We start from the raw sequence: 12,526 nt of genomic DNA on the forward strand, positions 1-12,526 counted from the left end.
TGGCGTCGGATCGTCGCCGATCACGACAGCGCCTCGATCAGCGCCGCGGAGGTCGCGACCGCGCCGAACACGCCGCCCTGCATCTTGATCATCTTCAGCGCGTGATCGTGGTTGCCCTTGTCGGTGGCACCGCAGCAGTCCGACAGCAGCACGCATTCGAAGCCGCGGTCGTTGGCCTCGCGCATCGTGGTGTGGACGCAGACGTCGGTGGTGATGCCGGTCAGCACGATGTTCTGGATGCCCTTCAGGCGCAGGATCAGCTCGAGGTCGGTGGCGCAGAACGAGCCCTTGCCGGGCTTGTCGATGACGATCTCGCCAGCTAGCGGCGCCAGCTCGGGGATGATCTCCCAGCCTGGCTCGCCGCGCACCAGGATGCGGCCGCACGGGCCGGGGTCACCGATGCCGGCGCCGATCTGCTGCGAGCGCCAGCGCTTGTTGGCGGGCAGGTCGGACAGGTCGGTGCGGTGGCCCTCGCGGGTGTGGATGATGCAGAAGCCCTGCGCGCGCATGACGCCGAGCAGGGTCTTGATCGGCTCGATCGGCGCCCGCGTCAGCGAGAGATCGTAGCCCATCTTGTCGACATAGCCGCCGACGCCGCAGAAATCGGTCTGCATGTCGATCACGATCAGCGCGGTGTTCTCAGGGCGAAGATCGCCGTTGTACGGCCAGGCATAGGGCTCGGAGCGGATGGTGCGCGCGGTCATGATGGACTCCGAAATCAGCGGGTGATGGACAGCTCGGCCGGCGCGCCGCTCAAGGTGCGCTTCGGCGAGCAGGTGATGATCATGATGAGCAGCGTCAGGATGTAGGGCGCGGCGTTGAAGAGATGATAGCCGGAGGTGACGCCGACCGATTGCAGCGCCGGCCCGAGCGCGGCGGCACCGCCGAAGGCGAGCGAGGCCCACAGGCACAGCATCGGGTCCCAGCGCGCGAAAATCACGAGCGCCACGGCGGTGATGCCTTGGCCCGAGGAGAGGCCCTCGTTCCAGCTGCCGGGATAGAACAGCGACAAAAACGAGCCGCCGATGCCGGCGAGGAAGCCGCCGGCCATGGTGGCGCGCAGCCGGATCATCAGCACCGAATGACCCATCGCCCGCGCCGCGTCGGCGCTCTCGCCGGCGGTACGGATCAGCAGGCCCCAGCGGGTGGTTCGGAATGCCCACAGCAACAGCGGCGCGAGCACGACGCCGAGCAGGAAGAGGACGTTGATGCGCAAGGCCGCGCGCACCTGCGGCACGTCGCTCCACCAGCCGAAATCGATCGCCGGAAGCCGCGCCGCGGTCGGCTCGATCAGCGGCTTGCCGAGGAAGAAGGCGAGCCCGGTGCCGAACAGCATCAAGGAGATTCCCACCGCGACGTCGTTGACGCGCGGCAGCGAGCAGATGCCGGCATGCAGGGCGCCGAGCAGCGCGCCGGTGAGGCCGGCGGCGAGCACGCCTGCCCATGGCGATCCCGTGAGATAGGAGATGCCATAGGCGCTCATCGCGCCCATCACCAGCGTGCCCTCGAGGCCGAGATTGATGCGACCGGAGCGCTCGGTGATGCATTCCCCTAAGCTCACGAACAGGAACGGCGTGGAGACGCGGATGGCGCCGCCGAGCACCGCGAGCGGCACGGTCCAGAGTCCGATGTTGCCGTCAGCCATGTCTCACGACTTTCCCTTGAGGAAGCCGATGCGGCCATAGAGCGCGTCGCTCGCCAGCACCGAGATGAAGATGATGCCCTGCAGCACCAGCACCGAGGCGTCGGGCAGGCCGAGCCTTCGCTGCAAGAGGCCGCCCGAGGCATTGATGCCGCCGAGCAGGATTGCGACCGGAATGATCGCCAGCGGATTCTGCCGCGCCAGGAACGCCACGAGGATGCCTGTGAAGCCGTAGCCGACGGCGAGATTGGCATTGGTGCGCCCCTGGACCGCGGCGACCTCGACCATGCCGGCCAGGCCAGCGCAGGCGCCGGCGAGGAAGCAGACCGTCAGGATCAATTTGCCCACGGAGAGGCCAACGATCTTGGCGGCCCGGATGTTGCCGCCGGCGACGCGCGCGGCGAAGCCGAAGGTCGTGTGATAGATCAGCACATAGGACGCGATCGCCGCGATCAGCCCGAACACCAGGCCCCAATGCACGTCGGTGCCGGGAATGCTGCCGATCATGTTGACGGTGCCGATCTCGCGCGTCGACGGCTTGTTGAGGCTCGCCGGGTCACGCATCGGGCCCTCGACGAGATGGTTGAGGATCGCGAGCGCGATGTAGACCAGCAGCAGGCTGGAGATGGTCTCGTTGACGCCGCGATACTGGCGCAAGCCGCCCGACAGCAGGATCCACAATCCGCCGCCGGTCATGCCCGCGATTACCATCGCGATCTGCACGACGAGCGGCGGCATGCCCTGCAATGCCAGCGCCGCCGAGGTTGCCGACAGCGCGCCGATCAGCAGCGCGCCCTCGCCGCCGATGATCACCATGCCAAGCTGAGCGGGCAGGGCGGTGCACAGCGCGGTCAGGATCAAGGGAGCCGCGCGCGTCAGCGTGTTCTGCCAGGAAAACCAGGTGCCGAAGGCGCCGTAATACATGTACCAATAGAGGTCGAGCGGGTTCTTGCCGAACAGCGCGACGAAGATACCGAACACCAGGAGCGCGGCGACCAGCGCCGCGCCCGGGATGAGGATGTATTCAATGCTCGCGCCATGGCGTTGCAGGAAGCCTGCGTCGGCGGCCGGCGCGATGGCGGCCGCATCAACCGGATCGGCCGCCTCCGTGGTCACGACGTCGCTCCGATCACGCCCTCGACCAGATAGTCCATCTTCTCGAGCTCCGGATCCTTCTGGCCGCGCTCGGTGCCGGCGGTGATCACGGTGTTGCCCTTGTTGTCCTTGATCGGGCCCTTGAAGATCGTATAGCCCTCGCCGAGGAATTTGGCCTTGATCTGATCGGCGTGCTTGCGCGCCTGCTCGGACACCGCCTCGCCATAGGGCGAGATCTTGACCACCTCTTCCTTGAGGCCGCCGCGATAGAAGTTCGGAATGCTCTCGCCGGCCTGGAGCATCTTGACGAACTTCGGATACAGCGCTTCCCAATTCCACTCGGCGCCCGTCAGATAGGCCTTCGGCGCCAGCGGCGACTGGTTGACGTGATAGCCGGTGACGAACGCGCCGCGGCGCGCGGCGTTCTCGACCATCGTCTTCGGGCCGTCGACATGGCAGGTCAAAACGTCCACGCCCTGGTCGATCAGGCTGTTGGTCGCCTCGGCCTCCTTGACCGGCATCGACCAGTCGCCGGTGAAGATCACCTGCGTGATGGCCTTGGGGTTGGCGAGCTGCGCGCCGAGCGTGAAGGCGTTGATGTTGCGCAGGACCTGCGGGATCGGCTTGGCGGCAACGAAGCCGAGCTTGCCGCTCTTCGAGGTATAGCCGGCGACGATGCCGGCAATGTATTGCGCCTCGTCGATATAGCCGAAATAGGAGCCGGCGTTCTTCGGGTCCTTGTCGCTCCACAGCCCGCCGCAGTGCTCGAAGCGCAGCTTCGGATACTTCGCCGCCATCTTGAGCATGTGCGGATTGTAGTAGCCGAACGAGGTCGGGAAGAGCAGCGTCGCGCCGTCCAGATTGATCATCGACTCGATCGTCTTCTCGACCGCGTCGGTCTCCGGAACCTTCTCCTCTTCGATGACCTTCAGGCCGGGCAGCTTCTTCAGCGCGGCCGCGCCCTGCGCATGCGCCTGGTTGTAGCCGTAGTCGTCGCGCGAGCCGACATAGATGAAGCCGATCGTTGTCTCCGCGGCGAAGGCCGGCCGCAGGCCCGCGGCCGCGCCGAGCGTCAGCGCCGCGCCACCCTGCAACAGATGCCGTCGTGAAATCCTGCCAAAGTCCATTGGTGAGCTCCCTCGGCGGGTCGATCCGCCCGCGCTGTCATCTCGGCTTCACCGCCACACGGCGGAGCCTCGAACGGGAGTGATCGCAAGCTTTGTGCCAGCGGCTTTCAGCGCGGCCGAGGAGCTAAGTCACTGAAGTGTTGGTGTTTTGTGGCTGACTGCAAACTGGGCAGTAGCGTGACACGGCAATCATTAGCCTATTAATTGATCAATCGACTGCAATTGTATGCAATGAGTTCGGCCGGGCGGGACCCTCAGACGGTCAGCCGCGCGCCTTCGCGAAACGCGGCTGCCAGATCCCGGGCGTGAATGCGGACGTCTTGGGGGGCGCCAGGCTCTCTGGGAAACAGTCGGCTCTCTCAACGTCATTGCAAGGAGCGCAGCGACGAAGCAATCCAGTGTCCCGTCCACAGCGCTGGATTGCTGCGCTGCGCTCGCAATGACGGATGAGAGCGCAGAACGCAGCAGGGCTCAGAGGCCACGCTTTGCATGGCGTCCTATTGCATGAGAATTCGTCGCGCTGCTCTCAGATCCCGAGCAGCCAGACCGCGACGATGGTGCCGATCACGGCGAGCCCGCTGATCGTCCACCCCGTCACATAGGCGCCGTCGTCCGATCCCGCGGGATCGACCATCGTGTCGCGCCAGCCTTCGTCCTGCCAGTGCCCCTGTTGGTACGCCATGCGAACCTCCTCGAGCCTGCCTCCCCGTGGAATAAGTCGGACGCCTGTCGAGAAGGTTCAACCCCAAGCTGAAATCTTCGTTGCATGCGCTGCAACGCAAATCTCCGACATCCCCTCTGGTCAGGCCGGCGAAACGTCCTAAGCTCGCAAACGCGTTCCACGAAGAGAACGAGCAAGTCGCCGGGGCGGCATGGCCGTCCCGCAGCAGGGAAGGAAGACCATCCGATGAAGGATTTCGCCGGCAGGATCGCCGTGATCACCGGGGGCGGCACGGGCATGGGCCGCGAGCTCGCGCGCCAGCTCGTCGCCGAAGGCTGCAACGTCGCCATGTGCGACGTCTCGACCGAGGCGATGGCCGAAACCAAGCGGCTGTGCGAGGCCGAGAAGCTGCCGCAGGGCCTGCGCGTCACCACCCATGTCGCCGACGTCTCGATCGAGGCGCAGCTCCAGCGTTTTCGCGATGAGCTCGCCGAGCAGCAGGCCACCGACAAGATCCATCTGCTGTTCAACAATGCCGGCATCGGCGGCGGCGGCAGCCTGTTCACCAATTCAAGAGAGCAATGGGAGCGTACCTTCAACATCTGCTGGGGCGGCGTCTATCTCGGCGTCCGCACCTTCCTGCCGATGCTGCTGAAGGCGGACGAGGCTCATATCGTCAACACCTCGAGCGTCAACGGCTTCTGGGCCTCGGTCGGCATGGGCGTCTCGCACACCGCCTACAGCGCCGCGAAGTTCGCGGTGAAGGGATTTACCGAAGCGCTGATCAACGACCTCCGCCTCAACGCGCCGCACATCAAATGCTCGGTCGTGATGCCCGGCCATATCGGCACGTCGATCGTGTCGAACTCGCGCAAGGTGCAGAGCGGCACCGAGTCCGACGAGCTCAGCGAGACCGAGATCGGGCTAGCGCGCCAGCGCATGAAGGGCATGGGCATCGATGTCTCCGCCATGAGCGACCAGGACATCCAGGCCGCCGCCCGCGAGCGCGCCCGCAGTTTCCTCGAAGACGCGCCGACGACGGCGGCGCAGGCCGCGAAGATCATCCTCGACGGCGTCAAGGCCGACCAGTGGCGCATCCTCGTCGGCGAGGACGCCAAGCTGCTCGACATGCGCGTCCGGCAGTCGCCGGAGCAGGCCTACGAGCCGGAGTTCTTCCAGCGCTTTGCGCAGGAGGCGGGCTGGAAGCTGGGGTAGTCGGCATACGCACGACTGTACGGCGCCAGTGATTGCGCCCTCTCCCCTTGTGGGAGAGGGCTACGCTGGTATCAGCGTCGTGCTCACTTGGCTGAGGGGTTGTATCCACAGAATCGCCGCCCGTATGGAGAAATACCCCTCACCCGGCTTCGATGCTACGCATCGAATCCACCCTCTCCCACAAGGGGAGAGGGTGCACCGTCCGCGCGGCGAGACACGATTTTCAACTAATTAGTCGGCGGCTGAGTTTTACCGCGACGACGCCACCCGGTACGCCATCCGCGTGTGGCTCGGGCAATAGGGCAGGCCCTCGATCGGCTTGGAGCCGCAGAAGCAGAAATCGTCGGCGCCGGGGGTGGAGATCGGCCAGCGGCAGCGCTCCTTGGAGAGTTCGAACAGCGAGCAGCCGTTCTCGACCGTGCCGACCGGCTCCTCGACAACGATCGGCGGCGGATCGTTCTGGACCGCGCGCAGGATGCGGCGGCGCAGCTTCGGCACGGGACGGCGGGCGCCATCGCGTGTCGTCTCGGCGCGAACCACGCGCCTGGTGTCGCCGCCATTGTCGCGCGTCAGCGCCAGGCGGGAGATCTTGCCGATCACGGCGTTGCGGCTGACGCCGAGCTCGGCGGCGATCTCTCGGCAGGTCAGCCCGGCCTCAAAGTGCTGCTTCAGGGCCTGGAGCCGTTCCTCGGTCCAGGTGGGGAGTGTCTGTCGTTCGGCGGGCATTGTTGTCGCTTCCAAGTTTGATCCGTCCTGGATCGTCCTGGCCGACGGCTGCACCGAAACTGTTGTCCGCGCTGCGTGTCCCTAGCTTACGCCCGTCCGTTGTCGCGAATCGACAGCAGCCCATCCTTGATGGCGAGCCGGATGCCTTCTTCAATCAACGTTCTGCAGACACCCGGAACGCTGGTGCCGTGGGTTCCCTGTTTCACGAGCTTTTCGAGATAGCCGATGGTTGCCAGGGCTAGGGTTACGGGGATGCGGTCAGTTTCGGCTTTTTCCGTCGCCATGCCTAAAAGCTAGTCCGTAACCGATGTACAGAAAAGTAACTTTTTAGACTCTATTGGGAATCGGATTGGTTGTACAGCGGCTTGGGGATAACTGGTTAAGATATTGAATTTTATGGAAATATGACGAATCGGGCTGGTCGCGGCGGTGACTCTCCGCCCGCTCGGCGAGTCCGTGCCCGGAATGGTACGGGAAGCACGGGCCGGGAAGATTCGCGTGGGCCGCGGTGTCCGATGGTTTCTTCAACCGCCGCCGTGCCGCGGGGCACCTGATCGGGGAGCCCTGGTGGAATTGTCGGCTGAAGAGGCGGACGGTCGCTCGCGGCTTTTCCGGTCGGTGCGAGAAAATTCGCCATTCCAGAAATAACGCTTTCGCTTTTCCGGAAACTGTGCTTTAGTGCCGCCATCCCGCCTCACTCGGAAGGGGCGTTGCGCGCGATCGTCACGACACGCGAGGCGGGGAGCGATGGCCGCGATGGAGCCGCAGCGTGTCCTTCAAGGATGCGCGGACGAACGGCTCGGCGCGGACGTGAAGTCGCAGCGTGCTGACACCCCGACGCTGGTGTCACGTTCGCGACGGCGCTGACGCGCCGCGCGGATCATGGTGGCCAACAAGCCCGGCGCACCAGGCAGACTGCGTATAAGCGTGAACACCATCGCGCAGGGAAGGCCGGGCGTTCTCGGCTGCACCTGTGGTACCTGCCGCCTGCATTTTTCTCGCAGGCGGGCCGCAGGCGCCAGCCGGCGCCTGGCCTTCCCTGCGCCCTCCGACTTTTGAGAGGGTGAGATGATGGCATGACTCGGCGCGAGCGGCGCGCGAGGATGATAGATCGTGTCTCTTGGAGTGAACGAGGGTTGCACTTCAAATTCGGTCGTCATCCCCGCGAACGCGGGGGATCCAGTACGCCGCGGCCTGTCGAGGACTGACGCCTGCCTCTGGATACTGGGTCGCCCGGTCGAGCCGGGCGACGGCAGCGGGGCGAGCCGCGCCAGCGTGCCCGACACAAACCTCACCCGTGCACGACGGCCTTCGCGATCATGCAATGAATGCCCTTGGAGCCGTTGACGGTCTGGGTCACCCGCAGGTCGGCGGCGAGGCTGCACAGCGTGTAGGCGTCCTCGCGCGACAGGTTGCGCTTCTCGCCGAGCAGCACGATCATGTCGCGCAGCGCCCGCACCGCGCATTGGTCGAGATCGGGGTCCATCGCCATCGTCATGTAGTGCGTGGCGGTCTCGGCGCGTGGATAGTCGAACTTGAGATCCTTGCGCACGGTGAGGCGGAAGCGGCCCTGCAGCGCGGTCTCGATCGCCGTGACGCAGACCTCGCCGTCGCCCTGCACGCCATGGCCGTCGCCGCAGGAGAACAGCGCGCCCGGCACGAACACCGGCAGATACAGCTTGGCGCCGGCGCCGAGCTCCTTGTTGTCGAGATTGCCGCCCATCGCGCGCGGGATCAGCGAGGTGATGCGGCCCCAGGCCGGCGGCGGCGCCACACCCATCACGCCGAAGAACGGCGCCAGCGGCAGCTCGAGCCCCCACGGCAGCTTGCCGACCATCCGTTCCTTGTCGAGCGGGATGTTCATCAGCCGGCTCTCATGGAAATCGTCGGGCAGGGTGCCGGCCAGCGGGCGGATGAAATTATAGCCCCAGTCCTGGCGCAGCTGGACGTCGAGAATGTCGACCTCGAGCACGTCGCCGATTTCGGCGCCGTTGACCGCGATCGGCCCGGTCAGGATGTGGCCGGGCACCATGCGCTCGCTGCGGGCGTGGACGTCGAACAGCTCCGGCGGCACGTGGAACTTGCTGGTATCCGGCACCACGTCGGGTCCGCCGCTGATCGAATCGATCGTGACCTCGTCACCGCTGTCGACCGTGAGCACCGGCTTCAGCCGGGATTCGAAGAAGCCCCAATGGCAGGTCTCGGGGCTGGCGTGCAGATGGTGATGGGCCATGATCCTCTCATTCATCCCTGTTCGGGCCTGAGCATAACGCATCCCATGCCGTTCGCAGAGAGATGGCAACGCATGGCGGCTGTCGTGTATGAGGGCGGCCGTGGCACTTCACCCCGCGCCGGAGCTCGCAATGTTCTTTGTGCTGTCGAAGACGCTCGGCTTGCTGGCACTGCCGACCAATTTCATGATCGCGCTCGGCCTCGTCGGCGCCATCCTGATGCTGACACGGTTTGCCGTGCTTGGCCGCAGGCTCGTGGTGTCGGCGATGCTGCTGCTGGCGATCGTCGGCCTGACGCCGCTCGGCAGCCTGATGCTGTATCCGCTGGAGAGCCGGTTTCCGAAATGGGACCCGGCGAACGGCGCCCCGGACGGCATCATCGTGCTCGGCGGTCCGGTCGATTCCGATCTCTCGGTGATGTACGGCATGCCGGTGACGGTGGCGGGCGCGGACCGTGTGATCCAGGCCGCAGCGCTGGCGCGGCGCTACCCGAACGCACGCATCCTGTTCACCGGCGGCAGCGCCAATCTGATCGCGACCGAGGCCAAGGAGGCCGATGTCGGCGCCGAGATCCTGCTCAGCCTCGGCGTGCCCAGGGAGCGGCTGCTGCTGGAGCGGCAGTCGCGCAACACCTACGAGAATGCGATCTTCTCCAAGGCGATGATCTCCCCGAAGCCGGGCGAACGCTGGCTGCTGGTGACCTCCGCGTATCACATGCCGCGCTCGGTCGGGCTGTTCCGAAAAGCGGGCTTTCCGGTCGAGCCCTATCCGGTGGACTGGCGTGTCGGCCGTGTGCTGGATTTCGACGGCATCTCGCTGCTCGGCCTGCGCCGCGCCGACATCGCCGTGCGCGAATGGGTCGGGCTGGTGGCCTACCGGCTGCGCGGCCGCATCGACGACCTGTTTCCCGGGCCGGCCTAGGCGGTTGTTGTACTGAAGCCCGCCGCTTTCGCTGCCAGCTCGCCGCGCACGCGCGCGACGACCGGCTCGTAGCGGCAGCTCGAGTCCTGCCGGAACAGCCGCGCGCTAGGATACCACGGGCTGTCGTCGCGATCCCTGAGCCAGCGCCAGTCGGCCAGGTAGGGCAGCATGATCCAGGTCGGCCGTCCGAGCGTCGCGGCGAGATGCGCGACGCTGGTGCAGACGGTGACGACGACGTCGAGGCAGGAGATCAGGGCGGCCGTCTCGACGAAGTCGGTCAGCTCGGCGGTGAGGTCGCGGATGCCGCTCTGCTGCGCCAGCATCGTCCTGTCCGCGGGCCGCAGCTCCTTTTGCAGGCTGATGAAATCAGCGTCGACATCGAGCAGCGGCAGCAAGGTCGACTGCGGCATCGAGCGGTTGCGGTCATTGCCCTGGTGCGGGTTGCCGGACCAGACCAGCCCGACGCGCAGCCGGTCATGCGACCCCAGCCGCTGCTCCCAGGCCGCGATGCGCTCGGCCGGGAGCGGCGGCAGATAGCCAGCGGGCGGGATGGTGGCGAGCGTGGTGCCGAAAGCGAGCGGCAGGCTCATCACCGGGCAATGCATGTCGAAGGCGGGTCGCTGCAGCTCCGGCGCGTACGCAAGACATTGCGACACGCCTTCGACACCGGCCAGCAGCGGCCGCAGCGCCTCGCGGACCACCAGGATCACCCTGGCGCCGCGCGCGGCGAGCATCGGCAGGTAGCGCGCGAACTGGATGGTGTCGCCGAAACCCTCGTCCTCCTCGATCAGGACGGTCTTCCCGGCGATATCCTCTTTGCCCAGCCATTTCGGCTCCGCAAAGCGCGGATATTCGGGCGAGAAATCCGGCATGTTCCAGCGCGCTTCGCGCCGTGCCCAACCAGCGGCGTAGTCGCCACATTGCAGCTCGACATGGGCAAGCTGCCAGGCCGCCTTGGCGTGACCCGGCTCGAGCACGAGGATCTGCCGGTAGACGGCCGCGGCGTCCTCGAAGCGCAGCAATTGAAGCAGCGCAAAGCCCTTGTTCAGCAGGACCTCGACGAAGTTCGGGCGCAGGCTCAGCGCCTGGTCGAACCACGGCAGCGCCTCCGCGCTGCGGCCGAGACAGACGAATGCATCGCCGAGATTGTTGCAGACCATCGCCTCGGCTGGCGCCAGCGCATGCGCGCGTTCGCAATCGGCGAGATACGCGTCGTAGCGTTTGAGCTCGCGGAAGCATCGGGCGCGCATCTGCAGCGACTGCAGGTCGCCCGGCCGCTGAGTCAGGCAGATCGTGAAGGCCTGGGCGGCTTCCTCATAGCGCTGCTGCTGATGCAGCAGCAGGCCGCTCTGGAACGCGGCCTCATGATGCGAAGGATCGATCGTCAGCGCGTGCTGATAGCTCAACAACGCCTCGGCGCCGCGGTCGAGCGCCAGCAGTACGCCGCCCATGTGCTTCCACAGCTCGGCGTCGTCGGGCTTGAGCTGGATCGCCTTGTCGAACACCGCGAGGGCGTCGTCGAGCCGGCCCATCTGCTTCAGGGTGAAGCCCAGGCTGGTGAGATAGTCGATCTTCGGCGTCTGCCGGATCGCGCGCGAGAACCACGCCACGGCATGGTCGTGCTGACCGGTTTGCAGCGCAATAATGCCCATCAGCGCAAGGCTGTCGGCATGGGTCGGGTCGGTGGCCAGCGCCTGCTCGCAGCACATCTGGGCATCGAGCAGACGTCCTCCGCCGAGGTGATGCAGTCCCGCCTCGTAGAGCGCGGCGGGCGACAGCGCGCGCGTTCCGCCGGGGCCGGCCGTTGCGCTCTCGGCGCCTTCCTTCCGGTCGCTGCGGGTCATCGTCTGGTCCTGTCCGAGGATCGAAAATTCATAAGTGATTCCCGCGATATCGAGAAGGATCACGGTATGGCGGGTGAGCCCGGACGGCGGAAATACTGGCATCATCAGGTGCGACGGTCTAACAAGCCGCCCGAAGCCGAACCACACGCGGCGCGGACGCCCGGTGCGGCAGGGAGGGAACGCCACATGCAACAGCCGAACGCGGCAGACAGGCTGGACCTGGCGGCCATGGTCGCCGATCTCAACAGCCTGCTGCGGCTGAAGACGACCGTGATCGGCATCAAGATGTTCGCCCGCGTCGAGGACATGGAAGCGATCGAGAAGATCCGCCGTCCCAACGCGGTGCACACCACCGACCAGATCGTCAGCATGGCGTCGCGGCTCGGCTGGACCGTCGGCATCACCGGAGATGATCTGGTCGGCGCGCAGTGCCGCGCGGTGATCGGGCTCGGCCCGCAGGACGAGGCCTGGCTCGACGGCGCGAACTATGTCGGAGTCTGGCACGGCACGGCGGAGGATGCGCGCAAGCGGCAGGAGGCGCTCGACGTGGTGCCGTTCGGCCGCTACCAGGCGATGGCCGTGAGCCCGCTGGCGAGCGGCCGGCTGGATCCGCCGGACATCTGCCTCGTCTATGCGACGCCGGGACAGATGATCATCCTGATCAACGGCCTGCAATATGTCGGCTACAAGAAGTTCGAATGGGGCGTCGTCGGCGAGACCGCCTGCGCCGATTCCTGGGGCCGCGCGCTGAAGACCGGCGAGCCGAGCCTGTCGCTGCCCTGCTTCGCCGAGCGCCGCTATGGCGGCGTGCCGGACGAGGAGATGCTGATGGCGCTGAAGCCGTCCGATCTCGCCAAGGCGATCGCCGGCATGAAGCAGCTCGCCAGGAATGGCCTGCGCTACCCGATCGCCCCTTACGGCATTCAGAACGACGTCCGCGCCGGCATGAGCGTGTCTTATGGAAAGAAGTAGAACCACATCCGCCGTCATTGCGAGCGAAGCGAAGCAATCCAGAGTCCTGTCCGCAGCCCTGGATTGCTTCGCTTCGCTCGCAATGACGGAGC

12 protein-coding genes are annotated in these 12,526 nt (G+C 66.0%); 3 read left to right on the top strand and 9 right to left on the bottom strand.

What is annotated here, in order from left to right:
* Positions 1-20 precede the first annotated feature (20 nt).
* The 5 genes from biuH to ACQR10_RS17190 all read right to left on the bottom strand — a co-directional run bounded on the left by biuH (position 21) and on the right by ACQR10_RS17190 (position 4,546).
* Positions 21-704 carry a biuret amidohydrolase gene (gene biuH, locus ACQR10_RS17170; RefSeq protein WP_315799648.1) on the bottom strand — a complete coding sequence of 228 codons (684 nt, stop codon included), beginning with the start codon at positions 702-704 and terminating at the stop codon, positions 21-23.
* Positions 705-718: 14 nt separating this feature from the next.
* Positions 719-1,645 (bottom strand): ABC transporter permease, encoded by a 927-nt coding sequence (locus tag ACQR10_RS17175; RefSeq protein ID WP_315775139.1) that lies wholly within the window; start codon positions 1,643-1,645, stop codon positions 719-721.
* A 3-nt stretch (positions 1,646-1,648) separates the two neighbouring features.
* Positions 1,649-2,758, bottom strand: coding sequence for an ABC transporter permease (locus tag ACQR10_RS17180; protein ID WP_315799649.1), 1,110 nt, complete (start codon positions 2,756-2,758; stop codon positions 1,649-1,651).
* On the bottom strand, positions 2,755-3,864 hold the full coding sequence (locus ACQR10_RS17185; protein WP_316217826.1) for a BMP family ABC transporter substrate-binding protein: 1,110 nt from the start codon (positions 3,862-3,864) through the stop codon (positions 2,755-2,757). The genes ACQR10_RS17180 and ACQR10_RS17185 overlap by 4 nt, the downstream gene beginning before the upstream one ends.
* Before the next feature lie 526 nt (positions 3,865-4,390).
* Positions 4,391-4,546, bottom strand: a complete 156-nt coding sequence (locus tag ACQR10_RS17190; protein WP_315711478.1) for a hypothetical protein — start codon at positions 4,544-4,546, stop codon at positions 4,391-4,393.
* Positions 4,547-4,771: 225 nt separating this feature from the next.
* Here ACQR10_RS17190 and ACQR10_RS17195 point away from each other — a divergent pair, with 225 nt between their 5' ends.
* Positions 4,772-5,740 (top strand): SDR family NAD(P)-dependent oxidoreductase, encoded by a 969-nt coding sequence (locus ACQR10_RS17195; RefSeq protein WP_316217827.1) that lies wholly within the window; start codon positions 4,772-4,774, stop codon positions 5,738-5,740.
* Positions 5,741-5,989: 249 nt separating this feature from the next.
* Here ACQR10_RS17195 and ACQR10_RS17200 read toward each other — a convergent pair whose 3' ends face one another.
* From ACQR10_RS17200 to ACQR10_RS17210, 3 genes are all read right to left on the bottom strand, one after another.
* Entirely contained in the window at positions 5,990-6,466 is a 477-nt protein-coding gene (locus ACQR10_RS17200) for a GcrA family cell cycle regulator (protein WP_315799652.1), read from the bottom strand.
* An 86-nt stretch (positions 6,467-6,552) separates the two neighbouring features.
* Positions 6,553-6,750, bottom strand: coding sequence for a hypothetical protein (locus ACQR10_RS17205; protein WP_006614936.1), 198 nt, complete (start codon positions 6,748-6,750; stop codon positions 6,553-6,555).
* Between the two features lie 1,007 nt (positions 6,751-7,757).
* Positions 7,758-8,699: an acetamidase/formamidase family protein gene (locus tag ACQR10_RS17210; protein WP_316181504.1), complete on the bottom strand. Its 942-nt coding sequence runs from the start codon at positions 8,697-8,699 to the stop codon at positions 7,758-7,760.
* Between the two features lie 130 nt (positions 8,700-8,829).
* Here ACQR10_RS17210 and ACQR10_RS17215 point away from each other — a divergent pair, with 130 nt between their 5' ends.
* Entirely contained in the window at positions 8,830-9,618 is a 789-nt protein-coding gene (locus ACQR10_RS17215) for a YdcF family protein (RefSeq protein WP_315800411.1), read from the top strand.
* Here ACQR10_RS17215 and ACQR10_RS17220 read toward each other — a convergent pair.
* Positions 9,615-11,462 carry a tetratricopeptide repeat protein gene (locus tag ACQR10_RS17220; protein ID WP_316217828.1) on the bottom strand — a complete coding sequence of 616 codons (1,848 nt, stop codon included), beginning with the start codon at positions 11,460-11,462 and terminating at the stop codon, positions 9,615-9,617. The two genes, ACQR10_RS17215 and ACQR10_RS17220, sit on opposite strands and share 4 nt — an antisense overlap.
* 186 nt (positions 11,463-11,648) lie before the next feature.
* Between ACQR10_RS17220 and ACQR10_RS17225 the strand changes: the two genes are divergently transcribed.
* The gene (locus ACQR10_RS17225; RefSeq protein WP_316181501.1) at positions 11,649-12,434 is read left to right on the top strand and encodes a DUF169 domain-containing protein; all 786 of its coding nucleotides are present in this window, start codon (positions 11,649-11,651) and stop codon (positions 12,432-12,434) included.
* The last annotated feature ends 92 nt before the right edge of the window (positions 12,435-12,526 follow it).

This window comes from Bradyrhizobium sp. HKCCYLRH2060 (genome assembly GCF_051168135.1).
Lineage (GTDB): Bacteria > Pseudomonadota > Alphaproteobacteria > Rhizobiales > Xanthobacteraceae > Bradyrhizobium.